We start from the raw sequence: 23969 nt of genomic DNA, 5'->3' as shown, positions 1-23969 counted from the left end.
CTACAGACAAACCAATCCAGAAATAATAAAGAAATTATACAAAACTAAAAATGGAATTCTAACATTTTTAGACTATCAAATGAAAAATTGGACTGAAAAACATCTAAAAATCAAATAGGCCTATAAAATTTTACAGACTCTTTTTTTTAAACTTAATTTTATATAGAAATAAAGATATATTCTTTATTAACTGAAATTTTTTAGGAGATATTTATTATGAAAGCTAAAGCCGCAAAAATTGCAGAAGGTGTTTACTGGGTTGGTGCTCTTCATTGGAACAGCAGAACTTTCCACGGATATGGAATTCCAGGAACTACCTACAATGCATACTTAGTATTTGGGGAAGAAAAAACCGTTTTGATTGACAATGTATATGGCGGATTAGACAATCAATTATATGCAAGAATCGAAGATGCATTTGACCAAGAAGGAAAAGACATTAAAATTGATGTATTTGTACAAAACCACTCTGAAATGGACCATTCCACGCATTTGAGAGAAACAATTGATAAATATAATCCTGAAGCTGAAATCTATGCTTCTCCTAACTGTGCAAAATTTTTAGAACAGCAATATCACAATTTCGGAGACTTGGAAATCAATACTGTTCAGACTGGGGATGAATTGGATATTGGTGGAAGAACTCTCGCATTTGTTTCCGCTCCAATGTTGCACTGGCCAGACAGCATGTTTACATTTTTAGTGGAAGAGGGTATTCTATTCTCAAATGATGCATTCGGTCAGCATGTCTGTCATTCAAAAAGATTTGATGAAGATTACTCTTTGGATATCTTAGAAAAAGAAGCTCAAAAGTATTATGCAAACCTTGTAACTTTAGGCTCTCCAATGCTTAGGATGAAATTGCAGGAATTGACCGATAACGGAATCGTAGACCAAATCAAAATGATTGCTCCTTGTCATGGTCAAATCTGGAAAAACCCTGGTTTTATTGTAGATTTATATGCTAAATGGGGTTCAGGTGTATGTAAGGATAAGATCACTGTTATTTATGATACAATGCACCATTCAACTGAAAAATTAGCTTTCCAAATTGCAGAAGGCATTGCCAGTGAGGGCGTTGATGTTGCAATGTACTTTATGCAGCATGATGGCCCGGATGATGTTATCACAGATATCCTTGACAGTAAGGCTATTGCATTAGGTGCTCCTACCATGATGAACAAGCCTTTCCCTCGTATTGGTAATATGATGTACTGGCTTGATTGCGTTAACTTCGCAGGAACCACCAGCAATAAAAATGCTTTAATCTTTTCATCAAAAGGTTGGGGTGGAGGAGCTGTCAAAAAACTCCAAACTGATTTGGAAGCTGCCGGATTTAATGTTACTGATACATTGGATGTCACTTTTGTTCCGGATGAAGATGTTTTACAAGAAGCATTTAACAAAGGTGTAGAGCTGGCTAAATCTATTAAAGAATAATTTTATTATTCTATTATTTTTTTCAATAAATTAATTGTTGTGTATCGCAACATTTATATACTATTTGACTCAGATATATGTTTAGAGTTAAAGGTGATTATAAATGTCAAAAAGTTTAGTGATTTATTTTTCCCGTGCAGGTGAAAACTACTTTGGCGGAGTATTGAAAAACATAGAAAAAGGAAATACTGAAGTTATTGCAGAATACATTCGGGATGAGGCTTCAGCCGATTTATTTAAGGTAGAACCGGTAAATGAATATCCTGCAGATTATATGAAGTGCATTGATGTTGCCCAAAAGGAAAAAGATGATGATGCAAGGCCTGAAATCAAAGATGCATTAACAGATATCAGTGAATATGACACAATTTTCATAGGTTTTCCCAACTGGTGGGGGACTCTTCCAATGCCTATGTGGACTCAGCTGGAACAGTTGGACTTCACTGGAAAAACAGTAAAGCCCTTTGTTACTCATGAAGGATCAGGATTCGGATCTTCTCAAAGGGATTTGGATAAACTCTGTGAAGGTGCAGACATTAAAAATGGATTATCCATTCCCGGAGCCAATGTTTATGATGCAAGAGACAGTGTAGCTCATTGGGTGGGCGAATAATGTCTGAAGATATTATTTTTGGAAAAGGTGAAGCAAATCCTTTTGGTGAATTTTTCATTGGAGATAGTTATCTAAATATTTTGGCTCAGGTCGGTGAAGTGATGGTTGCAAATGTCACTTTTGAGCCAGGATGTAGAAATAACTGGCATATACATCATGCAGATGAAAATGGCGGTCAAATTTTGCTTGTAACAAAAGGTGAAGGATGGTATCAGGAAGAAGGCAAAACCGCTCAAAAATTAAAGCCTGGTGATGTTGTATCCATTCCTCCAAATGTAAAGCATTGGCATGGGGCAAGCAAAGACAGTGAATTCACACACATTGCCGTTGAAGTTCCGGGTGTTAATTGTCAAAATGAATGGTGTGAAGAAGTTTCCGATGAAGAATATTCTTCCCTGTAATGAACAAATTTATTATTAATCACCACCATATTTTTTATTATGAGTACTTCTGTTTTTATACCTGCACATATTACGGGGTTTTTCAGCATAGAAAACAATGAGGATCCTCTGAAAAATGGATCTTGCGGTGCCGGATTTTTACTTGACAGGGGAGTCAAAACTACGTTAAGTGATTCCTCCGAATTTAATATAAACTTCAATCAGGGTTCAGATATTGTAATAAATGAAGTATTAAAGTATTTTGAAATTGATGATGCCTTTGAAATAACTCAGGACATTCAGTTTCCCATCGGAGCGGGCTTTGGAACATCAGCCGCTTCCGCTTTAAGCTTATCGTTGGCTTTAAATGAATTTTTTGACTGCGGATATTCGGATAATGAATGTGGCCAGATTGCCCATAAGGCTGAAGTTTCACTGGGTGGGGGCTTAGGTGATGTTATAGCACAGACTGGTTCCGGACTGGTTTTTAGGACTCTGCCAGGTGCTCCGGGAGTCGGTAAAATCAAATCCTTTGAAGAGGATTTATATGTGGCCACCAAATTTTTTGGAGAGATTGATACGGCTTCAATTATTCGGGATCCTGAACATAAAAGGATAATTTCCGCCAATGGTCATGAATGTCTGGAGAAATTTGGTAAGGATTCCTCTGTTGACAGCTTTTTAAAACTTTCCCTGGAGTTTTCCCAAAATACAAAACTAATGACAAGTGAGGTCAAATCTTTAGTCAATTATTTTAATTCCTGTGATGATATTTTAGGTGCTTCCATGGCAATGCTTGGAAATACAGTATTTGCCTTTGCATATAATGAAAGTATCTTAAAAGAATTAAACATTGAAGGGATGAATATAGATAAACTATACACAAAGGGGCAACCATGATAAAATTATGCTATGATGTCAATGATTACAGAAGGCAAATCCGGGAAGTTATAAATGATGGAGATACTGTAATAGAGCTCGGATGCCATACAGGCAACACTTCAAAAGTCATTTTGGAAAATGATGTTGACCTGATAGCTATCGATAATTCTCCTGAAGCAAAAAATGAAATGGATAAACTTGATTTAACCTTCATCAATGCAGATGTAAGGCTTCATGATACGTTATCGGAAGTTTTTAAGTTAATTCAAAAATGTGACATTCTAGCTATTGATCTGGGTGGGGGATATCATCCGGACACTGTTTTTAAGGTGTTTTATATATGGTCATCTACATTCAAACCAAAATACACCATTATTAGAAATAGAGGTTTGGTGGAATTTTATAATTCAATTTCTGAAGTTGCTGGCGATTATAAATCTGTAGATGGATTTCTGGATTCATATAAGGACAGTGGCATTCCGCCCCAAATTAAAGAATTTGATTTATGGACACCTATGCCAAAAAAATAATATTTTAACTAATAAAGTACAAAAATTGACAATCAAACTATATATAACATCACAAATATAGTATATAATGTTATTTTTTATAGAAGGTAATATAATGATTGGTAAAAAAATTCGTTTAGAAAGGATTTTTAATAGGAATACCGGCAGAACAGTTATTGCACCAATGGATCATGGTGTTTCAAGCGGACCTATTAAAGGAATAATCAATATTGATGATACTGTTGAAGAAATTTCCCAAGGAGGAGCAGATGCAATTTTAATGCACAAAGGAATTGTTCAAAGAGGTCACAGAGGATACGGTAAGGATATCGGTCTTATTGTACACTTATCAGCAAGTACTTCCCTTGCACCAGACCCAAACAATAAGGTAACTGTAACATCAGTCGAAAAGGCAATCCAGTTAGGTGCAGATGCAGTTTCAGTCCATGTAAACCTTGGAAGCGCTACCGAAAGTGAAATGTTGCAGGAGTTAGGAGGAATAGCTGAAACCTGTGACTACTGGGGCATTCCTCTTTTGGCAATGATGTACCCACGTGGTCAAAAAGTGGAAAATGAAATGGATGTGGAATTTGTAAAACATGCTGCTCGTGTAGGTTCAGAATTGGGAGTAGACATCGTAAAAACAAATTATACCGGTGACCCTGACTCATTTAAAGAAGTTGTTGAAGGTGCACTTGTGCCTGTAGTTATTGCAGGAGGACCAAAAGTAGACACCGATGAAGAATTGTTGACTATGGTAAAGGATTCTTTAAGTGTTGGCGGAGCAGGTGTAGCATTTGGACGTAATCTTTTCCAAGCTGAAAATCCTGGAAAAATTACAAGGGCTATTTCAGAAGTAGTCCATCATGATTTAGATGTAGAAGAAGCTTTAAAATTCTTAGAATAAGGTGATTTAATGCAAAATAAATTCGCTTGGATAATGACTCCGGACCTCCCATGGGATGATAGAAAAGAAATGATAACGACTGCACTTGAATCAGGAATCAGTTATGTCCTGGATTTGGAATATGGCGATAAAATTCGCAAGCTAGGAAACGTAAACATTATTTCTACCGAAGAAGATGCTGACATCTATCTTGTTGGAATAGATGGTGAAGGAGACGGGGCAATTGATTTAAGTGAAAATTTATCTGACTCCAAAGATTTGGCCGATGCCAAAAAAGCTAAAGGAGAAGGTAAAACTGTTTGTGCATACATCAAAATCACTGACAAATTACATGAACAACTGGCAGTAAAATTAGGACCAATCGTTGATTATATTATCCTTGTGGGAACTGATTGGACAGTAATTCCATTGGAAAATATTATAGCTGACCTTCAAAAAGTGGATGTAAATATCATCGCTGCAGTAGCCGATAAGGATGGTTCAAAATTAGCTTTAGAGACTTTGGAACATGGTACTGATGGTGTAATATTTGAAGCAAATGACTTTGCACAGATTAAGGAAATTGCACAGGAAGTTGATGATGCATCCAAAGTCAAATATGAATTGAAAACAGCTACAATCACCAATGTCAAATCCTTAGGTTCAGGCGACAGGGTATGTATCGACACTACTGACATGATGGTGCCTGGAGAAGGAATGTTAATCGGATCCTATTCAAAATCCCTATTTTTGGTTCACTCAGAATCATTGGAAAGTGAATATGTAGCTTCAAGACCGTTCAGAGTTAACGCCGGCCCGGTACAGGCATATGTAATGGTTCCTGGAAACAAAACAAGATATTTATCTGAACTTGTTGCAGGAGATGAAGTATTGATTGTAAATACTGAAGGTGAAACCCGTACAGCATATGTCGGAAGAAGCAAAATCGAGAGAAGACCATTGATATTGATTGAAGCTGAATATGAAGGCAAAACAATCAGAACATTACTGCAAAATGCAGAAACAATAAGAATTGTCGATGGCGATAACAAACCTTTATCCGTAGCTGATGCAAAGCCTGGAGATAAGGTAAAAGTATACATTGAAAAAAGTGCAAGACACTTTGGTATAGCTATTGACGAAACAATTATAGAACAATGAGGAATATTGATGTCACAAATCAGAGCATTTCTTGCAATTGACCTGGATGATGATTTAAAGCCTAAAATAAATAAGATTATTCGTGAATTTAAGAAAATCGATGCAAATATCAAATATGTTGATTTGCAGAATCTGCATTTCACATTGAAATTCTTCGGGGATATCGATACTGAAGGAATAGATGTTCTTGCTGAAAAAATAGAAAATGTGGTAAAGAATTTCAATTCATTTGACATTAAAATAAAGGGCTGTGGAGCCTTTCCAAACAAGAATCGCATAAAGGTAATCTGGGTAGGTCTTGATGAAGACCAAGTCCTGAAGGAATTGCACGATAAACTGGATAAGCAGTTCAATTCTTTGGGCTTTGATTTGGACAAAAAATTCTCATCACACCTGACAATCGGGCGCATGAGGTCAGCAAAGGGTAAAAATAAAGTTAAAAGTACTATAGAATCATTTGAAAATGTTGAAATAGGTTCAATGGATGTCATAAGTATAGTATTAAAGAAAAGTACTTTAACCCCTGCAGGACCAATATATGAAGACTTAATAGAATTTAAACTGTGATTTAATGGATTATAAGCTAATTTTGGAAGAAATAAAACCAACACCAGAAGAAAAAGATAAAGTCAGGGAAGTTTCTGAAAAGCTTCTGAAATTTTTAAATGATAAATGTTATCTTGATAATATCGATGCAGAAGCTGTTCTTGTAGGTTCCGTTGCCAAAAAGACATATCTGAGAGGCAAATCAGACATTGATATTTTTATGGCTTTTCCATTAACCACTGATAAGAATGATTTAAAACAGAGTGGCCTTGATTTGGCTCATCAATGTTGTGATGCATTCAAAGCAACTCCTTATCATCAGTTTGCATCCCATCCTTATGTCACGACTGAAATTGAAGGATTTGATGTTGATTTTGTCCCATGCTATAGGATAGATGACGGAAGTCAGCTCAAGTCTGCAGTAGACAGGACTATTTTACATACCAAATATGTTCAGGCCAATTTGGCTGAAGGTCAAAATGAGGAAGTCCTTCTTTTGAAAAGATTCATGGACATGACAGGAACTTACGGTTCTGAATTTAAGGTTGGAGGATTTGCAGGTTATTTATGCGAATTGCTGATAATACAATACGGAACTTTTGAAAATACTCTAAAAGAAGCTAGTGAATGGAAATTTGGTCACGTCATTGATTTAATGGAATATGGTACAGCCAAAAACTTTAAGGATCCATTAATCTGTATAGATCCTACAGATAAGAACAGAAATGTTGGTGCGGCTTTAAGATTAGACAAGTTTTCACAGTTCATACAGTCCGCCCGCAATTACCTGAATTCCAATAAAAAAGAACAGTATTTCGTCCAGTTAAATAAAAAACTGGATAAAGACAGTATTCTAAATGAATTTAAAAGTCGTGAAAGCAATATTATAGCCATAAAATTTGATATTCCGGAAATACCTCTAGATACTCTACACCCTCAAATTAAAAAGACATCTGATTCCTTAAGAAAAATATTGAATAAAAATGATTTTCTGGTTTTTCAGAACGATTACTGGACAGATGAAGAATCCTGTGCAATAATATTGCTTGAATTGGCAGTATCCAAATTGAATAATGTTAAAGTCCATGAAGGACCTAGAGTTTACTATAAGCAGGCCTGCGATAATTTCATTGAGAAATTCGGATTGGAAAACTGTTATCTTATAGATGATGTTATGGTTTCAAATGTTGAAAGGGAATTTACAACTCCACATGATTTCATTGAACATCTGCTTACTGAAGAATATATTTTGCGCATTAAGGTAGGTAAAAACTTAACCAAACCTATTTTGGATACTTACGAGTTTATTACTTTAGAAGATATGGTTAATGATGATGAGTTACTGGTCTTTTTAGATGATTTTTTAAATCCAAATCAACATATAAAACGCTAATTTTTTTTTAAAAAAAAGAAAGTTTAATAGCTATTTGTTGCTAGCTATTAATTTACGGGCTGCTTTTAAGTCAGTATTATAGATATGGCCTGATGTGGAGTGGTAATGGACTCCTCCAAAGTTCAGTTTTTCACCCACTATCTGTTCATTGACTTCGTCTTTCATTTTTATTCCGAGATAAGCAATGAAGAACATGTTTGAATAGAATGCTCCGAAAATGTCATTGCTTCTGAATATACAGTGGATTGTTAATTCATTGTCACGTACAAGGCATTGCAGGAATTGCAAACATGGAATGTCTTCCTCTTCAGCATCCTCTATAGGGTTTATTGTTACCGCTACTGCACGGTTTGATCCGGTTGCAGTAAGAATTCTTTTTTTCATGCTTTCAAACTGATCCACATCGAAATGTGCAAAGATACGATTAGGATATGTGTATACGAATCCCTGGGTGTTGTTGATAATTTCAGGGTCTTCAACTGACCTAACGTATTCATATAGCGCATCGCTTTTAATTGGACAGCCTTCAATGTCAAACCTTCCTGATTTGATGTCTGAAAGCATCATGTCTGTGGTGTAGTTTTGATATTTTGCCCTGAATTTCAAGTCTAGAGGGTCATCTATTATATAGAAGTTTCCTAAACTTTCCTTTAAATGATGGTTGCTGTCCTTATAAGTTTCCTTTCCTTCTTTTAGAATTTTATTAACGAAATCCAAATAACATTGATTAATACTTAACATTTTAAACAATCCCTTTATAGTATCTTTATATTTGTTTTTTGAATTATTAAAATTTAGTGTTTTTTAAAAAATAAGAAATAAAATGTAATGGCCGGACCATTGCATTTCTATTTTTTAACTATATTATACATCAAGTCAAAGAGTTCAATAGCCTTGTTTGTTGAGTCATGATCTGTAATGTCTTCAGGTATTTCATAAACGAATGTAGGATAACCTGCCTGGGCTATCGGATTTGAAACGAGTATTGCAGATGTCGCTTCAACAGGCTTTGAAACGTTTCTTGGGAAGTAATTGAAATCACTTGATTTTGCTATTTTGCTGGCAATGTCAACAGATGCTTTGTCCATTTCGGGCGTAGCCAGGTAAAATCCTTCACCATAACCTTTTACATGTGAATGACTGATGATTACTGATTGTGCATGGGTATTGCTGATGTCGGGAACAATAAAATCATGTACCAGACTTTCGCCCTGTTCACGGCTTGCCTGATAATCTGTCGGGTTGTTCGTTACCTTCACATGATAAACTATAAACCTAACGTCATGATTTGATGCAAATTGTCTTGCAGCTTCGATTTCAGGTTCAATAGCTAATTTTTCCCTCGGATGAATACCTGCAATTAGAACCATTTCCGTACTTGAATTATTATTTCCAAGAATATACTTGTCCACCGTTCCATAGTCATTTTCCCAATGGTCTGCAGTTTGGTTAAAAGTATTGTGTTGATTATTGCCATAAAGAAAAATTGAACAGATTACAGCTAGTAATATTGCAATTATGACAATTTTTACTTTTTTATCCATTTTTAAATCTCCGCTTATACTTTCAATTTTGATTTTTCTTTTTAAAATACTTATATTTAATTGAACATATATTAAGTATAAATTTTTTGTGTGGGCGATTTGATGAGTGAAGAAAAATTGGATAAGCTAATCAAACTTAACGAAAGAATTGTTAAACAGAATGATGAAATTATTGATTTGCTTAAAGAGTTAAACGGCTCTGAAGGGGATGCAAATTCACAGGAAGAGATTGAATTACCAGAAGAAGAGGATGAAACTCCTGTAAAGGAAGTGGGTGAATTTTTCGCTGATGAAGAATTGTCTGAAGGTGAAGTTCTCTTTGTGGCCAACAGTCAGGACAATCAGATTGATATTTACAAGTTATCCATTAAAAAATCCGATGGGCTTAAGGTTTCTCCTTCACAAATCGAAAATGAAATCAGGAATAATTTTGATGACATAAATTATGAAATAACACTTGATAATTTGACAGGTAGTGGTATGACTACTCAATTTAAAGTGCCGTTGCTTGCAGCAATTGAAAGTTTGAATAATGATGAAGCGATTCCATCAAATGCATGTATACTTGATGATGAAAGTTTTCTAAATTTGCCTGATATTTTGAGAATCGCCATAGAAAACGGTGCTGAAACTGTATATCTTTCCATGAAAAATGCCGTGTCAGTTCTTCAGGCACCCCCTATGATAATGGACTATCTGACTTTCTATAAAAGCAATGATGATTTGTTTGAAAAATTATTTTAAAAAAAGAAATGTTTGTGAGTTTTTGAAACTCACTTAAGCATTTTCAGTCATTATAGGAACGACTTGTTTTTTACGTGAAACTACTCCTTCCAAAAGGGCAGTGTTGTCTTCCAGTTTGACTCCGTAAGCTTTTTCTACTAAAGCAGCATCCTTACCTAAAACAATTACTTGTGAATTGCTGTTAACGATATCGGTTATTAAAAGCATGAATAAATCCAAATCCTCTTTTTCAATGATTTTTTCAATACCTGCTTCAAGATCATCTTTCATAGCTAAAACATCAGGGATGCTGGCTGTATTGACCTGATTTACAATAGATTTGACATCCTTGAAATCAATTTGCTTTGCATCGAGAGCCAAAATCTCATCAATGGAGAAACTTGAAAGGTCAGTACCTGCTTTTAGCATTTCCAAACCGTACTCCTCATAGTCAACACCAGCAATTTCAGCCAAGTATTCCACAGCTTTCCTGTCATCGTCAGTTGTGGTCGGTGATTTAAGGAGTAATGTATCGGAGATAATTGCAGACAGCATTAAATGAGCAATTTTTGGTTGAATTTCAATATTGTTTTCATTAAATAATTTGCATAATATTGTTTCTGTACATCCTACAGCTTCTGCTCTGTAGAATAATGGATAGGATGTTTCAAGAGCGAGTTTGTGGTGATCCACTACTTTCTTGATGTTCATGTTTTCCAAATTGTCAACGGATTCGGAAGGGCTGTTGTGGTCTACCAAAATAACATCGCTGCCTTCATCCAATGATTCGATTAGTTCAGGAGCTTCAATATCCAAATAGTTTAAAACAAATTCTGTTTCTTTGTTGATGTTACCTAATCTGCATGCAACAGCATTTTCATTTCCAAGCTGTTTTTCCAATTCACACATCACCAGACTGGATGTGATTGTATCAGTATCTGGACTTTTGTGTCCGAAAATATAAGTTTTATTCATATTATCACTTTGAATTTTTATACATATTTATAATATGTAATTATAAACTAATAAATAATGTCATTTTTCAATACTTATTACGAATATGTAAAAAGTGCTTTTGTTGAGCATAAGTATTTGTTTCTTATTACTTTATTATTTGCAGTATTTTGCTGGATTGGAGGGTATTTTATAGCAGATATCATATTCACTCCTGAGGAATTGGTGGATTTTGAATATCTTTCTCAGCAAACCTTATTTTCATTTGATGACATGATGGAGATTATTTTCATTAACTGTTATATCAATGTGCAGAGCTATCTGGAATCAGTATTTCTATGTTATGGGCCCATATATGACATGACCCTTAACATCGGATTGTCGGGCATTACTACAAGAGCTACTGAACTTGCATGTGGCGACCCCTTCCTGTTTATTAAACTGACATGTCTTCATGGATTTTTTGAAGATTTAGCTACTATTTTAAATAGTTTTGCCGGATTTTTGCTATTCTATTTCATTGTAAGGACAATTAAAGATTTTTTCAATCCTTCCCAACAATTGGCTGAAGGAAAAATCAGAAACTCTCTCAGAATAAATAAAAGGATGCTCTATCAGTCATTGGCCATATTTGTTCTTGCTTTTGTCATCATGATAATTGCCGGTGTTTTGGAGGAGTACGTCAGCATACCTTTCGGAAATTTCATCGCTGCAGTTTTGTAGTGAAATAATTCAAGATAAATAAAATTAAAATTTCTCCGTATTAATTGTTTGATAAAATCTGCTTTAGGCAGTCAAACAAAAACTTATTATGATTTGGAAGAGTTTTGCATTTTCCAGATTAAATATTCAAAATGTAATGTTGTATAAAATAATATATTAAATAATATTCTGTTATATAATTATGAGTAAAAAAATTATCTTTGCTCTAAGCATTATTTCAATGTTTCTGTTGTTTTGCACGGTTTACAGTGCCGATTCAAATTTAGACAGTATTTTAAATAATGTTGAAAGTAAATATGTACAGAATACATTTAATGATTCTCAGACCAACCTGGAAATCCCATATAATATTTACTTGCCGGATAATTACAATCCTTCCAAAAAAATATCCTCTTGTTGTATTTATTGCAGATTCAAGTTTAACAGGTAAAGAAGCATCTGATTCTTTGAAACAGGGATATGGTGGAGTAATATGGGCTAATGATACTCAAAATGAATGTATCGTCCTAGTTCCAACATATAGTGAAGTAATAATAGATGATATGAACGGATATGTTAAAACGGATTATTTAAATGCAACCAAAAACCTAATAGACAACGTCTCATCCACTTATTCTGTTGATACAAATAAAATCTATGGTACTGGCCAGTCTATGGGTGGTATGACCATGCTTTATCTGGCAAGTACATATCCCAATTTGTTTGCAGCAGAACTGTTTGTTTCATGTCAATGGGACATTAATGAACTTGACAAGTTAGATTCACAAAAATTTATTTATATTGTTTCAAACGGGGATGATAAAGCATCTGCTGGTCAAAAAGAAGTCATTGAAATGTTGAATTCAAAAAATGTAAAATATGGCATTCTAGAAGATTTAGATGCCCAATCAAAGGATAATAATGATAAAGTAAATGAAATGTTAAATCAGAATAACAACATAAATTTCATATCTTTTAAATCAGGTACTGTTACAACAAATTCTTCTGATAATCCTATGGGCTCAAGTGAACATATGTCTTCTTTTGATTATGCATATAAACTTGATTCGGTTAGAAATTGGCTATTTAAACAACATAAATAGTCAATTTCCATTTTTTTTAAAACTATTTTCTCTTAATATTCTTCGGATAATTTGATGAGATGTAGATTTAATTTATTAAATTATAAAATAATTAAGGAATATTTTGATTACAGTTTTTTGTTCAATATTTTTTCAAAGTTAGAAAATTATTTTTATATCAAAAACCAAAATATAACTATGGTAAAAGTAAGTATTTTAGGTTCAACCGGTGTAATCGGAAAAAATGTAGCATTCACCTTGGCAAGGGCGGATACAGTAGATGAAATAGTGTTATTTGCCAGAGAAGGAAGTATTGAAAAGGCTAAAGGTGAATCCTTTGACATGTATGATGCACTGGCAGCGGAAGATATTGACTGTAGATTAACTCCTTCAACAAATTTTGAAGATATTAAAAATTCCAATATTGTACTGATTTCAGCCGGAACTCCGAGAAAGGAAGGAATGACCAGAATGGATTTGGCCATTCCGAATGCGGAAATTGTCAGAAACTATGCAGAAAAAATCGCAATTTATGCTCCGGATTCCATTATACTGATTGCAACCAATCCAGTTGATGTCATGACGACAATAGCTCTTGAAGCATCAGGATTTAAGAAAAGCAAAGTCATTGGAATTGGAAACCACTTGGATTCCTTAAGGCTTAAAGCATATTTTGCAAATCAGATAGACATTAACAGTTCAGAAGTCCACACAAGGGTTATAGGTGAACATGGAGATCATATGGTTCCTCTGTTAAGTTCTACCACTATCGGGGGTATTCCATTGAAATATTTTGTACAGTCTGTGGATATGGATATTCCCAGACTTATTAATCGTCTCAGAAAAGCCGGAAATACTATCATCTCTAAAAAAGGTGCAACTGAATACGGTCCTGCATTTGCCATTTCAAATATAATTTCAACCATTATCACTGACAGCCATAAAATTTTGACAGTCAGCTCTTATTTGAATGGCGAAATTGCTGGTGTTCAGGGTGTTTCTTTAGGTGTTCCTGTAGTTTTATCCAAAAAAGGAGTTGCAATGATTGTTCCGATTCATATGAATGATTATGAAGAAAACAAGTTTAAAGATGCAGCCGAAATTGTAAGACGGGCTACAGAAGAGGTTAAAAATAATCTTAACTATTGAATTTCAAAAAAATTAACTTCTATTTCTTTTTCTATCTTTAAAATTGCTACTGATTTTGATGCTCTTCCAGGATTAATCAGATATATGTCATTGACCTTTTCAAAATTTGGAGTGTGGGTATGTCCGCTTACAACAATATCCGCATCATTCTTAACGCCAAATTCATACAGGTCATCAGTCTGATGTCCATGAAGAAGAATAATCCTGTTTTCATTGACCTCAATTATTTCGTATTTGTTCAAATCCAATTTATCCTTGTTTCCCAAGACTGCTGTAACTGGTGCAATTTGAGATAATTCATCCAGTACCTTTTGTGAAGTGATATCTCCTGCATGAAGTATCAAATCAGCATTTTCAAATATTTCAAATATTCTTTCATTAAGCTTTCCTTTTTTTGGTGAAATGTGTGTGTCTGAAATCAGTCCGATAATCATAGTAATCATTTACAACTATGTTGCAATAGATTTATATAATCTGTTCTTAAATTATTAAATAAGGTAATACTTTTATTATCTTGGGGATTTTGTTATTTTTTTTAACATTTGTAAAAGCAGTTGAATTTTTCATAGAATCTGAGGCTGATAAAATGAAAGAATTATATGAAAAAATGATTAATGAATCAATGGCTGCTCAAAGAGCAGATATTGAGGTAATATCTGAAAACAGATATAACGATTTTAAGGTTACTGATGCTAAGCCGTATGCTGATGCAGTAACTAATATGAAAGCCATAGACAATCAGGCAGAAAGTGTTATTAACTTACACAAAAAATCTGTTGAAAGTCACTACAAAGTATTAACTTCCGTTGCCAAAACCATCCGTCCGGAAGATGATCCATTCATTGAACACTACCAGACACCGCCGGTATTGGAAATTTTATGTGAAGAGGATAAGGAATTTGCAGACAGTGTATCCAAATTCATTGAAGCTATTGCAGACAATGAAGCGTTAATTTCTAAGGAATCCATTAGAAGATACGGTGGATTTTATGGGCCAACATGTGTGGTTGACTTTGCATTAATGCCTGGAAGTACGAGCAATGTTGTTAATCAGATTTTAGCAAAATTGGACCTTCCACTAATGCACAAACAAGCAATATTGTCTGCTAAGTCATGGGGTATGAACACATCCTATGGTGTAGGGGATGCATTTGCAAATGCTATAGAAGATGGTTTAACCGCTGCTGAAGCTACACAAAAAGAGATTGAAACATTGCAAATGGTTTATCGCGAACCTATTGAAGCACAGGGAACATTGATGGATGATGCAAATCATTCCTCATTCGATGTGAGAAAATACATGAACGGATATAAAAAGGAAATGGAATCAGTAGTTAAAGCAGCTATTGATGATGAAGTCCATTACGGTAATATTGTAACTGTTCCCGCTTACTGTGTTGGAGATATCGGTCACCACATCGGTCAGGCAAGCTATAATATGGTAAAGGATGATGTGACTTTAAATATTATTAAAGCTACGGCTGAAGTGATTGACGCTAGCTTAAGAAGCAATCTCGATAATTACAAATCTCCTTCAGAAGTATTGAAACTTGCAACAGGTTCATCTGCATGTGCAACTGAATACATTTTGGAACTGGATGGATTTAATGCACCGATGGTTGTTGATCTATTTAATAAAAGATTCCACAACTATGTACAGCAATATCCGACCAGAGGAGCAGCAGCTGAATTGCATAACTGTGACTTCATGGACATGATTTACAGAGGATTTTTGGCTATCAGTGATGCAAGAAAAGCAAGAAGCAGTGAAAAAATTGACTTTGTGCCAAAAATCAATGGTTTAGCAGTTGATTTAAGTCCAATTGCCGAGAATGAAATAATCATGAACCCTCAAAGATACACATATCCGGCATGTGCAATAACAGTCAGATTCTCATCACTTATGAGATTGGCCGATTATCCATGTTTGCTTACATCCGAACCGATTACAGCTACAATGATGACCAATATTATTGCACTCAATAAGGATATTCCTGGTTCACCGGTTAAAGGATGTAAAAACTGTGCTTCCGCAACACTGGTTGACGGTAAACATGAATATTGCCAATGGAGAGAAGCAGTTTAGGTGACTTAAATGGCTTCTTGTAATATTGAAAAAAAGTTTCTGGCTGAATTGCTTGGAACTTTTTTCCTGGTCTTTTTTGGAACGGGATCTGCTGTCGTGACCTTATTGATTTCAGATAGTTTAAATCCTGGAAAAGCTGGAATTGGTATTTTAGGCGGTTTGGGTGACTGGATTGCAATAGCTCTTGCATTTGGTTTAACTGTAATGGCCTGTATTTATCTCTTCGGTAAAATATCCGGTGCACACTTGAACCCAGCAGTAACGGTTGGACTGCTTGTTAGCAAAAACATATCTCTTATTGACAGTATTTACTATATTGTGGCACAGGTCATCGGCGCTTGCCTTGGCAGTTTAGCATTATTCTTATGCCTGGGAAGTGCAGCCGTAACTATTGGAGGATTAGGTGCTACAGCCCCAGGTTTAGGTGTCGGATACTGGCAAGCTATGTTTGCCGAGTTTTTAGGAACATTCTTTTTGGTCTTGGTTGTTATGGGTGTTGCTGTTGATAAAAAAGCGGAACCTGGTTTTGCAGGTTTATCAATCGGTATGACTGTAACTGCTGTAATTGTAGTTTTAGGAGCTTTTACAGGAGCTTCAATCAATCCTGCACGTACATTCGGACCATATTTGATGGACCTGTTACTTGGAGGAACCAATTTCTGGCCATACTTCCCGATTTATCTCATAGGACCTGTCGTGGGAGGTATTTTAGCCGCATTAATTTACAATTATATTGCTAAGGGCAATGATGCATGTGCATTGCCTCAACCGTTTTTTGATGAATAAGAGTATTTTAAATACTCTTTTATTTTTTTTATTTTAAGATATCCGGTCCGCCCAGTTGCTGGCTAATGATATTGCCTATATGTGGTGTTATGAAACCTTCTATCAGTCCAGCTATTAAAAATAGCACAATAGCAATTAATAGGAGGATGATTGCGTGTTTCAGATTTTTTTTGTTGTTTTCATAGCTTTGTGAAAATGTATTTTTTTTAATCATGTCTTTAATGAGTCTGAATATAAATAGAAACAACAGAATTCCTGCTGTACAACTGGAAAAGAATGCAGGAATTTCAAATATTCCGTGTGGAAGAATCAGTGCCAGATACATTATAAGGGCGTATGTTGTTTTGATTGTATGTCCTGCCATGAATCCTACTACGAAGCCGTTAACGAATATTGAAAGTATTGCATAGATTCCAAATATTATTGAACCAAAAAAGACTAGAACGGCTGTGAATACATTATGGAATATTATATCAAATGCATCAACTGATGATAGGCCTTCTGCACCCATGGCCTCCTTAAGCATTGGCATTAAAACGGATGCTATATCATCGGCAAAGATGCAGCCTAAAACAAATCCTGCGATAAAAATAATGAGCAATATGGCAAATATTTTTTTGTTTTCGACGTATGCTTCCTTGATTTCACTTTTAATGTTCATTGCTTAATTTAATGTTGTTATGATATATAAAGTTAAACTTATATATTGCATTTATACATAACATATTAACATGAAAAAGATATTCCTGTTATTCCTATGCTTATTGATATTCATTGTAGGAATGTCATTCGTATCTGCTAAAGAGGATACTCATTTTGAAATAGAAAAGGATTCTTCTGGTTATTCTGCAATAATATCATTAAAGGACTCAAACAATAATCCTGTTCCGAATGTAAAGTTTTCGATTAAGATAACAAAGCCTAACGGTAGCGTAAGAAATATGCCTTCAAAATCACTTAACAAAAATGGGCAGAATACATTTTATCTTGGAAGCACTAAGGGAGATTATACACTTCATGTCGAATTTAAGGGGAATAATAAATACAATCCATCATCATTGACAAAAACTATATCAATGACATCTGGCAGCAATAATCGCGGATCTCCATATACTTATTATGATAATCATAACTACGGTGATAGTTTAAGGGCGGATGAATATATCTATGATAACTATTGGGATGAAGAGATATATGACAATCCGAAAAATTATGACGGAGAGGGTTATTGATGGATAAATATAATGTAGGGATTGTCTTAAATGTTCTTTTGGTCATATTGGAGGTCATTGCATTAATACAATGTTACCATGATTTTGGAAGTATTGATTTTAGGTATTACACTATTGATTCCAATATTTTTGCTTTAATAGCTGCTGTTTTGTATTTATATACAAGAAAAAACATTCCAAAAGTTGTTAAATTAGCCAAATATTCCTCTGCATTATCACTGCTGATAACATTTCTGGTAGTCATCTTTGTCTTATATCCTATGTATAACTTTAATTTTCAATTGATGTTTTTGGATGGTCCCAATTTTTTAATGCATATAGTGTGTCCGTTAATCGTTTTAATATCATTCATATTCTTTGAAGAAATTGATTTAGAGAATTCTTTAAGGAATAATGTGAGGTCTTTGTATTTTACAATAGTCTATGCCATCGTACTAATCAGTCTGAATATTTTAAGGGTCCTTGTAGGTCCATATCCTTTTTTGAAAGTTTATGAACAGCCAGTTTTCATGACTGTTTTATGGTTAGTTGGTATTTTAGTTTTTGCTTTCATATTGTCTAGAATACTGATGAAGTTAAATGAATTAACCAGATATTGATTGTTTAATTCTTTTTAATTCCGTTGATAAAATCAATTATTGCATCAACTGTCTGTTTTTGCTGCTGTGTAGAATTGATTGTAGCATTTCCATCGCCAGACATGACTCCAAAATTGGCAAATTGGCAATGATTTGCCCCATCAATTATGTGTTCTGTAAAATTGTTGCCCATTAATGTTTTGGATTCATTGTAAGTTTTCAAATTTAATATTTTGTCGTTTGATCCGTAGACTGATAAAACAGGAACGTTAACTTTTTCTGAAGGATAAGCCGCAAGAAGCACTAGTCCGTCAACATTATGATTTGAAGCATATTTTGCTGCCATGGAACCTCCCAATGAGTGTCCCGCCATAATGTAACGTGTGTAGTTTGTACTTTTAATTATTTCATTCGCAGAGTCTGTTCCTAAAAATGCCAGATTGAAAGGCATTTCTACAAGATATGCATCGACACCATTTTCCGCCAGATTATTCATCAAAGGCAAATATGAAATATATTCTATTTTGGCTCCAGGATAAAAAATCAATGCAGTATCATTTCCCGGACCGTCAATGAAAAGACCATTATCGACTTTGCTGGCACTGACATTTCCGCTTCCATTGATATAGCTTAAGCTTGTCTCATCCGCATGATAATAGTCATTAACATAATATATGAAGTATCCAACAACTAATAACAAAATAACAATTATGGCTATATATCTTTTTTTCATAGTTTAACCTGAAATTAAATTTATAAATAAATATCCCAGAGATGTCAAAAGGACAATTAATGCGCAAACATTTGTGGAGCCGATGTATAATGGGACTTGCAAAATAATAAACAACAGGCAGATGCCATTTAAAACCAAAAGGTATAGATTGTTGAATCTATCGTAGGATTTATTGCATACCATAGCTATTGAAATTATAACTGCCAATATTAATGCAATGTATATGTTGAACAGTCCGCTTATGTAAAATGAAGCTATAACTATGGCGATTCCCGGAATCGGAAAACCGATAAAACCTTCAACCTTATCGGATATTACATTGTATCGGGTTAACCTTAAAACTCCACATATAACGATGAATAAAGAAACAAAAATTGTCGGAACAATAAGATAGCTGGCATTGGCTAAGCTAAAAGTATATAAAAATATTGCTGGTGCAATACCGAATGAAACTATGTCTGATAATGAATCAATATTTTTACCGAATCCATGTTCATCTTCTCTATTGGTTTTACGGGCAACAAAACCATCACATGAATCAAAAATCAGTGAAAATATCATAAAAATAGCTGATAAGTAGAAATTATGGTTTATGGATAAGACTGCTGATAAAAATCCACATGTCATGTTCATCAAAGATACTATGTCAGATATTGCAATAAACTCTTGTATTTCAGTATTCATTATGTTAATATTTGACTGTATTATTTTATATAATTAGTGTATTAAAAGTTATATTTATGAAAATTTGTATGTATGGGTCAGGAAATAAGAAAACACCAAAAAAGTATACTGATGTGGGCTATAAGTTAGGTCTTGCAATTGCTGAAAAGGGCCATAGTCTGGTTTTTGGCGGCGGAAACGATGGAATGATGGGTGCCGTTGCATCAGGTGTTTTTGATAATGGTGGTGAAATTTTGGCTATTTTCCCCGATTGGATTATGGAATTTGATGATGAATTTAAAAACTGTTCCCAATTGATTAAAACAAGTTCCATGGATGAGAGAAAAAAATTATTTCTGGAAAAATCTGATGTTTTTGTCATCTGTCCTGGTGGATTCGGAACTTTGGATGAATTATTTGAAGTTTTGACTTTGAAATATTTGCATAGGCACTCCAAAAAGATTATTATTTTTAATATTGACAATTTCTATGATGATTTGATTTCAATTCTTGATGAAATGCATGATGACGGATTGATTCGTGAAGGTGCCCTGGATATTTTTGACGTTGCAGACTCGATAGACGATATATTTCAGTTAATATATTAATAACTTGTACACATATTATAATTAATGAATGACTTGAAAAATGTTTTTAAAATAATTCTGATAATCTTTGCTCTATTGATTGTTGTGAGTATTTTGATTGGTGCAATATCTAATTCTAATTCCCCGCCAAGTGTTGCAGGCTTTGACGATAATGTTACAATAGACATTGGAGGAGATGGCTATTTGGTAGCCCATATCGAAAAAGCTCTGGAATATAACAGCAAAAATATAGCTGATGGCGAGGTGCAGGTTCCATCATCCGACATAAAAGTTTTGAAATGGATTCATGCACGAAATATCAGTTATGTTGATTATGGAGGTAAAAAAGGATATGCAATAGTTTGGAAGGCATCTCCTGATGAGATGGGCATTCAAATAAACGATACAAAGGCTATTGCTTATGACTATGGAAGAATATTCAATCAGAATCATATGTTTGCATTATATTATCTGCAATATAATCCTCAAAATAAGATGATATATGGAATAATACTGGATAATAATGCCCATCCTTATGATTTAAGTGATTTGCTTTACGGCATTTTGGGATTAAGCAGGTCTGATGTTAATTATCATGAGTCTTATCCTACATCCTCTTCTTCAAGTCATTACAGGGGAGTTGATGATTCTCCTTATACTATTGCCCGCAATGACCCTGACTGGTATTATGACCACTATGACTATGGGGATTATGATGATATTGATGTGTATTTGGAATCTCAGGGATATTAAAAAGAGTTATTAATGGCTTTTAATAGAATGATTATTATGGGTTTAGGTTCATTTTTTAAGAGAAATAAAGATAAGCAGGAAGAAATTGTTGAATCACACATTGATATTAATAGTGACAATTGCAAAGGTGCGGATTGTGAAAAATGTGTTATAGCTTGTCCTAACAATGTTTTGATGAAGGAAGGGGATGATACGGTAGTCAGAAGTCCTTTGACTTGTAAGCGTTGCAAGGTTTGTGAAGCAATTTGTCCCAATGATTGCATTGTTGTAAATTAATTTTTTTACTTTTTCTAATTTTTAGGAATGCCTAAATATTTATACTATGAGTGTTAAAAATAATATTAAATTTTCCTGGAGATAGTAATTAATGAGAGCGAGACGTGATGCGGGTCATAATGTTGGTGGCCTTCCTTATGAAATATTTAACTTTTTAGGTTCAAGTTTTACAAGGCAACGCGGTGAAATTGAAGCTGATGGAAAAAAATGTAATTTGTGTAAGAAATGTGAATTTGAATGCAGAAGACATGCAATTTACATCGATAAAAAATGTAAGATATGGACATTATATCCAAATAGATGTAATCTTTGTCTTCAATGTGTTAGAGTATGTTCTGCTAATGCATTAAAAGTAGTTTGAAATTAACTGCTTTTTTTTATTTTTACTTATTTTTGCAATTCTTTTTAATTAAATTTGTAATACTAACATCTCTGTCTATATGTTGTGGATAAAATATTATTAAATTATTTGTAACTGTTTTTGTACGAACTTTTTTTCATGGAGGTATTTTAATGAAAAATAAAAGATCACTGAAAAAAAGCACTGAAGAAGATATTAACCATATGCCGGAAAATATTTGTCCCGAATGTAATTCAACAGATTTGGATTACAATAGCTCAAGAGCAGAGTTAACATGCAAACGTTGCGGTCTTGTAATAGATGAAAATATTATAGACCATGGTCCAGAATGGAGAGCATTCAATCCTGAACAGCGTAATTCCAGAGCACGTACCGGAGCACCACTAAGAAATGGAATTCATGATTTCGGTTTAGGTGCAGATATTGACTGGAAAAATAATAACATATCTTCTAAAAATGTTGCTAAATATTACCGTATGAGAAAATGGAACAAAAAACTTAGGGTTTCCGGCTCAAGAGATCGCAGTTTAGCTTTTGCATTAACTCAAATTAACAATAAATGCTCCAGTATGGGCTTGCCAAATGATGTTCGTGAAAATGCATCTTTAATATATAGGAAAGCCTTGGAAAATAGGTTGATTATAGGAAGAACTGTAGAAGGTGTCGTTTCAGCTTCAATATACATTGCATGCAGACAGTGCAACATTCCAAGAACATTGGCTGAAATAGCAGTAGAATCCAGTGCAAGCAAAAAACAGATTGCCAGAATTCAAAGATCATTGGCGCGGGAGCTTAAAATCAAGTTAACTCCGCCTTCACCTTCAGATTACATTCCAAGATTTGCAACGGAATTGGAATTATCAGGTAAATCACAGGCAAAGGCCATTAAAATTGCTGAACAATCCAAAAACAGAGGATTGGCCAATGGAAAAGGACCGAATGGAATAGCCGCAGCTGCCTTATATATAGCATCATTGATGGTTAATGAAAGGAAAAGCCAAAGGGATATTGCTGAAGTTGCCGGAGTAACGGAAGTAACTCTAAGAAACCGTTATAAAGAGTTGTCTGAAAACTTAAATTTGGCTTTGATTTAAAAAAATGGATGTGTACAAAAAAGAGATTCCGAACTAAACATTTTGACAGTCCTGTTTTCATGAAATATGTTGAATTAACATTGAGAAAGAATATAAATAATTAATTAAAAAGTTATTATTAGTGAGGTAATATGAGCGATATGTGGGGTTTAACGGCAAGAGGAATCTGTGAATTTGAAGGTAGGATTTTACTTTTAAAAGTAAGGTCAAAATCTAGTCATGATGCAGAAAAATGGGAAATTCCTGGAGGAAAGGTTAAAAAAGGCGAATTTTTTGACCAGGCATTAAAAAGGGAATTTATGGAAGAAACCGGTCTTGAAATAAATATTGATTCATTGTATAATGTTATTCAAAATGAATATACTGCATGCAAAACCAATGAAAAAATAAAATCAGTTCAGCTGATTATGAGAGTGTCATCTGATAGCGATGAAGTTAAAATCAGTGCAGAACACGATGACTACAGATGGTTTACTCCTGAAGAATTGAAGGAATTGATTGACAGGAAACTCCTTTCAAAAGCGGCAATGAACTCATTTGATGAAGTTAAATTAGGGGGAAAATTATGATTTGTCCAAGTTGCGGAAGCTGGGTAGATGAGGGAGATCCGGTATGTCCGAGTTGCGGAGCATATTTTGGTGATGATGAAGAATATGAATGTCCAAACTGCCATAGAGTATTTTTAATCGATGCTTATGATACGACTTGTATGTTTTGCGGGGCTGAGATTAAAAGAGAAGATAATTTCTATTAGATGAATAGTTACATTTTTTTTATTTTTTTTTGAGAGTGTGACACGAAGTCACTATTTTTTTAATTTTATTTTACTTATTTTTCCTTTAATTTTATATACTAT

General features: G+C 34.2%; 31 protein-coding genes. 24 read left to right on the top strand and 7 right to left on the bottom strand.

The features are described from left to right. Positions 1 to 216 precede the first annotated feature (216 nt). The 9 genes from ACKI3Q_RS10165 (at position 217) to cca (ending at position 7810) form a co-directional block, all read left to right on the top strand. Positions 217 to 1440 carry an FprA family A-type flavoprotein gene (locus tag ACKI3Q_RS10165; RefSeq protein ID WP_407416476.1) on the top strand — a complete coding sequence of 408 codons (1224 nt, stop codon included), beginning with the start codon at positions 217 to 219 and terminating at the stop codon, positions 1438 to 1440. A gap of 103 nt (positions 1441 to 1543) precedes the next feature. After that, a complete protein-coding gene (locus tag ACKI3Q_RS10160; RefSeq protein WP_407416475.1) occupies positions 1544 to 2053 on the top strand; it encodes a flavodoxin in 510 nt (169 codons plus the stop codon). After that, positions 2053 to 2454 (top strand): cupin domain-containing protein, encoded by a 402-nt coding sequence (locus tag ACKI3Q_RS10155; RefSeq protein ID WP_407416474.1) that lies wholly within the window; start codon positions 2053 to 2055, stop codon positions 2452 to 2454. The genes ACKI3Q_RS10160 and ACKI3Q_RS10155 overlap by 1 nt, the downstream gene beginning before the upstream one ends. Positions 2455 to 2493: 39 nt before the next feature. After that, positions 2494 to 3333, top strand: a complete 840-nt coding sequence (locus ACKI3Q_RS10150; RefSeq protein ID WP_407416473.1) for a pantoate kinase — start codon at positions 2494 to 2496, stop codon at positions 3331 to 3333. After that, positions 3330 to 3845: an SAM-dependent methyltransferase gene (locus ACKI3Q_RS10145; protein ID WP_407416472.1), complete on the top strand. Its 516-nt coding sequence runs from the start codon at positions 3330 to 3332 to the stop codon at positions 3843 to 3845. The genes ACKI3Q_RS10150 and ACKI3Q_RS10145 overlap by 4 nt, the downstream gene beginning before the upstream one ends. Before the next feature lie 91 nt (positions 3846 to 3936). Continuing rightward, the gene (locus ACKI3Q_RS10140) at positions 3937 to 4731 is read left to right on the top strand and encodes a 2-amino-3,7-dideoxy-D-threo-hept-6-ulosonate synthase (RefSeq protein ID WP_407416477.1); all 795 of its coding nucleotides are present in this window, start codon (positions 3937 to 3939) and stop codon (positions 4729 to 4731) included. A gap of 9 nt (positions 4732 to 4740) precedes the next feature. Then, entirely contained in the window at positions 4741 to 5871 is a 1131-nt protein-coding gene (locus ACKI3Q_RS10135; RefSeq protein ID WP_407416471.1) for a 3-dehydroquinate synthase II, read from the top strand. A 9-nt stretch (positions 5872 to 5880) separates the two neighbouring features. After that, positions 5881 to 6438, top strand: a complete 558-nt coding sequence (gene thpR / locus ACKI3Q_RS10130) for an RNA 2',3'-cyclic phosphodiesterase (RefSeq protein ID WP_407416470.1) — start codon at positions 5881 to 5883, stop codon at positions 6436 to 6438. 4 nt (positions 6439 to 6442) lie between these two features. Continuing rightward, a complete protein-coding gene (gene cca / locus ACKI3Q_RS10125) occupies positions 6443 to 7810 on the top strand; it encodes a CCA tRNA nucleotidyltransferase (RefSeq protein WP_407416469.1) in 1368 nt (455 codons plus the stop codon). A 30-nt stretch (positions 7811 to 7840) separates the two neighbouring features. Here the strand turns inward: cca and ACKI3Q_RS10120 are convergent, their stop codons facing one another. Further along, positions 7841 to 8551 (bottom strand): thymidylate synthase, encoded by a 711-nt coding sequence (locus ACKI3Q_RS10120; RefSeq protein ID WP_407416468.1) that lies wholly within the window; start codon positions 8549 to 8551, stop codon positions 7841 to 7843. Positions 8552 to 8658: 107 nt separating this feature from the next. Further along, complete coding sequence (locus tag ACKI3Q_RS10115; RefSeq protein WP_407416467.1) at positions 8659 to 9354, bottom strand: hypothetical protein; 696 nt, start codon at positions 9352 to 9354, stop codon at positions 8659 to 8661. Between the two features lie 102 nt (positions 9355 to 9456). Between ACKI3Q_RS10115 and ACKI3Q_RS10110 the strand changes: the two genes are divergently transcribed. Further along, positions 9457 to 10098, top strand: coding sequence for a hypothetical protein (locus ACKI3Q_RS10110; protein ID WP_407416466.1), 642 nt, complete (start codon positions 9457 to 9459; stop codon positions 10096 to 10098). Positions 10099 to 10131: 33 nt separating this feature from the next. Here ACKI3Q_RS10110 and ACKI3Q_RS10105 read toward each other — a convergent pair whose 3' ends face one another. Next, positions 10132 to 11052: a manganese-dependent inorganic pyrophosphatase gene (locus ACKI3Q_RS10105; protein ID WP_407416465.1), complete on the bottom strand. Its 921-nt coding sequence runs from the start codon at positions 11050 to 11052 to the stop codon at positions 10132 to 10134. Positions 11053 to 11109: 57 nt separating this feature from the next. On the opposite strand from ACKI3Q_RS10105, the gene ACKI3Q_RS10100 reads away from it, so the two are divergent. The 3 genes from ACKI3Q_RS10100 (at position 11110) to ACKI3Q_RS10090 (ending at position 13964) form a co-directional block, all read left to right on the top strand. Beyond that, positions 11110 to 11754, top strand: a complete 645-nt coding sequence (locus ACKI3Q_RS10100) for a stage II sporulation protein M (RefSeq protein ID WP_407416464.1) — start codon at positions 11110 to 11112, stop codon at positions 11752 to 11754. Between the two features lie 314 nt (positions 11755 to 12068). Continuing rightward, positions 12069 to 12836 carry an alpha/beta hydrolase-fold protein gene (locus ACKI3Q_RS10095; RefSeq protein ID WP_407416463.1) on the top strand — a complete coding sequence of 256 codons (768 nt, stop codon included), beginning with the start codon at positions 12069 to 12071 and terminating at the stop codon, positions 12834 to 12836. Positions 12837 to 13013: 177 nt separating this feature from the next. Beyond that, a complete protein-coding gene (locus ACKI3Q_RS10090) occupies positions 13014 to 13964 on the top strand; it encodes a malate dehydrogenase (RefSeq protein WP_407416462.1) in 951 nt (316 codons plus the stop codon). Here ACKI3Q_RS10090 and ACKI3Q_RS10085 read toward each other — a convergent pair. Continuing rightward, positions 13958 to 14398 (bottom strand): YfcE family phosphodiesterase, encoded by a 441-nt coding sequence (locus tag ACKI3Q_RS10085; RefSeq protein ID WP_407416461.1) that lies wholly within the window; start codon positions 14396 to 14398, stop codon positions 13958 to 13960. The genes ACKI3Q_RS10090 and ACKI3Q_RS10085 overlap by 7 nt on opposite strands. A gap of 152 nt (positions 14399 to 14550) precedes the next feature. On the opposite strand from ACKI3Q_RS10085, the gene ACKI3Q_RS10080 reads away from it, so the two are divergent. Both ACKI3Q_RS10080 and ACKI3Q_RS10075 read left to right on the top strand, forming a co-directional pair. Then, the gene (locus ACKI3Q_RS10080; protein ID WP_407416460.1) at positions 14551 to 16050 is read left to right on the top strand and encodes a DUF2193 domain-containing protein; all 1500 of its coding nucleotides are present in this window, start codon (positions 14551 to 14553) and stop codon (positions 16048 to 16050) included. Between the two features lie 9 nt (positions 16051 to 16059). Beyond that, entirely contained in the window at positions 16060 to 16836 is a 777-nt protein-coding gene (locus tag ACKI3Q_RS10075; RefSeq protein WP_407416459.1) for an MIP/aquaporin family protein, read from the top strand. 28 nt (positions 16837 to 16864) lie between these two features. Here the strand turns inward: ACKI3Q_RS10075 and ACKI3Q_RS10070 are convergent, their stop codons facing one another. Further along, positions 16865 to 17497 (bottom strand): stage II sporulation protein M, encoded by a 633-nt coding sequence (locus ACKI3Q_RS10070; RefSeq protein ID WP_407416458.1) that lies wholly within the window; start codon positions 17495 to 17497, stop codon positions 16865 to 16867. A 70-nt stretch (positions 17498 to 17567) separates the two neighbouring features. Between ACKI3Q_RS10070 and ACKI3Q_RS10065 the strand changes: the two genes are divergently transcribed. After that, a complete protein-coding gene (locus tag ACKI3Q_RS10065; RefSeq protein ID WP_407416457.1) occupies positions 17568 to 18068 on the top strand; it encodes a hypothetical protein in 501 nt (166 codons plus the stop codon). After that, the gene (locus ACKI3Q_RS10060; protein WP_407416456.1) at positions 18068 to 18667 is read left to right on the top strand and encodes a hypothetical protein; all 600 of its coding nucleotides are present in this window, start codon (positions 18068 to 18070) and stop codon (positions 18665 to 18667) included. Before ACKI3Q_RS10065 ends, ACKI3Q_RS10060 begins: the two co-directional genes overlap by 1 nt. Positions 18668 to 18671: 4 nt before the next feature. Here ACKI3Q_RS10060 and ACKI3Q_RS10055 read toward each other — a convergent pair whose 3' ends face one another. Next, positions 18672 to 19379 carry an alpha/beta hydrolase gene (locus ACKI3Q_RS10055; protein WP_407416455.1) on the bottom strand — a complete coding sequence of 236 codons (708 nt, stop codon included), beginning with the start codon at positions 19377 to 19379 and terminating at the stop codon, positions 18672 to 18674. Positions 19380 to 19382: 3 nt separating this feature from the next. Beyond that, positions 19383 to 20063 carry an archaetidylserine synthase gene (locus ACKI3Q_RS10050; RefSeq protein ID WP_407416454.1) on the bottom strand — a complete coding sequence of 227 codons (681 nt, stop codon included), beginning with the start codon at positions 20061 to 20063 and terminating at the stop codon, positions 19383 to 19385. A gap of 56 nt (positions 20064 to 20119) precedes the next feature. On the opposite strand from ACKI3Q_RS10050, the gene ACKI3Q_RS10045 reads away from it, so the two are divergent. The 7 genes from ACKI3Q_RS10045 to ACKI3Q_RS10015 all read left to right on the top strand — a co-directional run bounded on the left by ACKI3Q_RS10045 (position 20120) and on the right by ACKI3Q_RS10015 (position 23867). After that, positions 20120 to 20650, top strand: coding sequence for a TIGR00730 family Rossman fold protein (locus tag ACKI3Q_RS10045; RefSeq protein ID WP_407416453.1), 531 nt, complete (start codon positions 20120 to 20122; stop codon positions 20648 to 20650). 84 nt (positions 20651 to 20734) lie between these two features. Further along, a complete protein-coding gene (locus tag ACKI3Q_RS10040) occupies positions 20735 to 21382 on the top strand; it encodes a hypothetical protein (RefSeq protein ID WP_407416452.1) in 648 nt (215 codons plus the stop codon). 12 nt (positions 21383 to 21394) lie between these two features. Then, complete coding sequence (locus tag ACKI3Q_RS10035; RefSeq protein ID WP_407416451.1) at positions 21395 to 21658, top strand: ferredoxin family protein; 264 nt, start codon at positions 21395 to 21397, stop codon at positions 21656 to 21658. 91 nt (positions 21659 to 21749) lie between these two features. Next, positions 21750 to 22019, top strand: a complete 270-nt coding sequence (locus ACKI3Q_RS10030; protein ID WP_407416450.1) for an ATP-binding protein — start codon at positions 21750 to 21752, stop codon at positions 22017 to 22019. Between the two features lie 152 nt (positions 22020 to 22171). Next, on the top strand, positions 22172 to 23113 hold the full coding sequence (locus ACKI3Q_RS10025) for a transcription initiation factor IIB (protein ID WP_407416449.1): 942 nt from the start codon (positions 22172 to 22174) through the stop codon (positions 23111 to 23113). 131 nt (positions 23114 to 23244) lie between these two features. Next, positions 23245 to 23682 (top strand): NUDIX hydrolase, encoded by a 438-nt coding sequence (locus tag ACKI3Q_RS10020; protein WP_407416448.1) that lies wholly within the window; start codon positions 23245 to 23247, stop codon positions 23680 to 23682. Further along, positions 23679 to 23867, top strand: a complete 189-nt coding sequence (locus tag ACKI3Q_RS10015; RefSeq protein WP_407416447.1) for a zinc ribbon domain-containing protein — start codon at positions 23679 to 23681, stop codon at positions 23865 to 23867. The genes ACKI3Q_RS10020 and ACKI3Q_RS10015 overlap by 4 nt, the downstream gene beginning before the upstream one ends. Positions 23868 to 23969 lie beyond the last annotated feature (102 nt).

Origin of the sequence: Methanobrevibacter sp., assembly GCF_045636185.1 — an archaeon.
Lineage (GTDB): Archaea > Methanobacteriota > Methanobacteria > Methanobacteriales > Methanobacteriaceae > Methanocatella.
This window is presented reverse-complemented; position numbering and strand designations above follow the sequence as displayed.

What these genes read in the sequence shown, in the direction of transcription:
- ACKI3Q_RS10165 (WP_407416476.1), top strand. Translation starts at nt 217, where the DNA reads ATGAAAGCTAAAGCCGCAAAAATTGCAGAAGGTGTTTACTGGGTTGGT.
- ACKI3Q_RS10160 (WP_407416475.1), top strand. Translation starts at nt 1,544, where the DNA reads ATGTCAAAAAGTTTAGTGATTTATTTTTCCCGTGCAGGTGAAAACTAC.
- ACKI3Q_RS10155 (WP_407416474.1), top strand. Translation starts at nt 2,053, where the DNA reads ATGTCTGAAGATATTATTTTTGGAAAAGGTGAAGCAAATCCTTTTGGT.
- ACKI3Q_RS10150 (WP_407416473.1), top strand. Translation starts at nt 2,494, where the DNA reads ATGAGTACTTCTGTTTTTATACCTGCACATATTACGGGGTTTTTCAGC.
- ACKI3Q_RS10145 (WP_407416472.1), top strand. Translation starts at nt 3,330, where the DNA reads ATGATAAAATTATGCTATGATGTCAATGATTACAGAAGGCAAATCCGG.
- ACKI3Q_RS10135 (WP_407416471.1), top strand. Translation starts at nt 4,741, where the DNA reads ATGCAAAATAAATTCGCTTGGATAATGACTCCGGACCTCCCATGGGAT.
- thpR (WP_407416470.1), top strand. Translation starts at nt 5,881, where the DNA reads ATGTCACAAATCAGAGCATTTCTTGCAATTGACCTGGATGATGATTTA.
- cca (WP_407416469.1), top strand. Translation starts at nt 6,443, where the DNA reads ATGGATTATAAGCTAATTTTGGAAGAAATAAAACCAACACCAGAAGAA.
- ACKI3Q_RS10120 (WP_407416468.1), bottom strand. Translation starts at nt 8,551, where the DNA reads ATGTTAAGTATTAATCAATGTTATTTGGATTTCGTTAATAAAATTCTA.
- ACKI3Q_RS10115 (WP_407416467.1), bottom strand. Translation starts at nt 9,354, where the DNA reads ATGGATAAAAAAGTAAAAATTGTCATAATTGCAATATTACTAGCTGTA.
- ACKI3Q_RS10110 (WP_407416466.1), top strand. Translation starts at nt 9,457, where the DNA reads ATGAGTGAAGAAAAATTGGATAAGCTAATCAAACTTAACGAAAGAATT.
- ACKI3Q_RS10105 (WP_407416465.1), bottom strand. Translation starts at nt 11,052, where the DNA reads ATGAATAAAACTTATATTTTCGGACACAAAAGTCCAGATACTGATACA.
- ACKI3Q_RS10100 (WP_407416464.1), top strand. Translation starts at nt 11,110, where the DNA reads ATGTCATTTTTCAATACTTATTACGAATATGTAAAAAGTGCTTTTGTT.
- ACKI3Q_RS10095 (WP_407416463.1), top strand. Translation starts at nt 12,069, where the DNA reads ATGATTCTCAGACCAACCTGGAAATCCCATATAATATTTACTTGCCGG.
- ACKI3Q_RS10090 (WP_407416462.1), top strand. Translation starts at nt 13,014, where the DNA reads ATGGTAAAAGTAAGTATTTTAGGTTCAACCGGTGTAATCGGAAAAAAT.
- ACKI3Q_RS10085 (WP_407416461.1), bottom strand. Translation starts at nt 14,398, where the DNA reads ATGATTATCGGACTGATTTCAGACACACACATTTCACCAAAAAAAGGA.
- ACKI3Q_RS10080 (WP_407416460.1), top strand. Translation starts at nt 14,551, where the DNA reads ATGAAAGAATTATATGAAAAAATGATTAATGAATCAATGGCTGCTCAA.
- ACKI3Q_RS10075 (WP_407416459.1), top strand. Translation starts at nt 16,060, where the DNA reads ATGGCTTCTTGTAATATTGAAAAAAAGTTTCTGGCTGAATTGCTTGGA.
- ACKI3Q_RS10070 (WP_407416458.1), bottom strand. Translation starts at nt 17,497, where the DNA reads ATGAACATTAAAAGTGAAATCAAGGAAGCATACGTCGAAAACAAAAAA.
- ACKI3Q_RS10065 (WP_407416457.1), top strand. Translation starts at nt 17,568, where the DNA reads ATGAAAAAGATATTCCTGTTATTCCTATGCTTATTGATATTCATTGTA.
- ACKI3Q_RS10060 (WP_407416456.1), top strand. Translation starts at nt 18,068, where the DNA reads ATGGATAAATATAATGTAGGGATTGTCTTAAATGTTCTTTTGGTCATA.
- ACKI3Q_RS10055 (WP_407416455.1), bottom strand. Translation starts at nt 19,379, where the DNA reads ATGAAAAAAAGATATATAGCCATAATTGTTATTTTGTTATTAGTTGTT.
- ACKI3Q_RS10050 (WP_407416454.1), bottom strand. Translation starts at nt 20,063, where the DNA reads ATGAATACTGAAATACAAGAGTTTATTGCAATATCTGACATAGTATCT.
- ACKI3Q_RS10045 (WP_407416453.1), top strand. Translation starts at nt 20,120, where the DNA reads ATGAAAATTTGTATGTATGGGTCAGGAAATAAGAAAACACCAAAAAAG.
- ACKI3Q_RS10035 (WP_407416451.1), top strand. Translation starts at nt 21,395, where the DNA reads ATGGCTTTTAATAGAATGATTATTATGGGTTTAGGTTCATTTTTTAAG.
- ACKI3Q_RS10030 (WP_407416450.1), top strand. Translation starts at nt 21,750, where the DNA reads ATGAGAGCGAGACGTGATGCGGGTCATAATGTTGGTGGCCTTCCTTAT.
- ACKI3Q_RS10025 (WP_407416449.1), top strand. Translation starts at nt 22,172, where the DNA reads ATGAAAAATAAAAGATCACTGAAAAAAAGCACTGAAGAAGATATTAAC.
- ACKI3Q_RS10020 (WP_407416448.1), top strand. Translation starts at nt 23,245, where the DNA reads ATGAGCGATATGTGGGGTTTAACGGCAAGAGGAATCTGTGAATTTGAA.
- ACKI3Q_RS10015 (WP_407416447.1), top strand. Translation starts at nt 23,679, where the DNA reads ATGATTTGTCCAAGTTGCGGAAGCTGGGTAGATGAGGGAGATCCGGTA.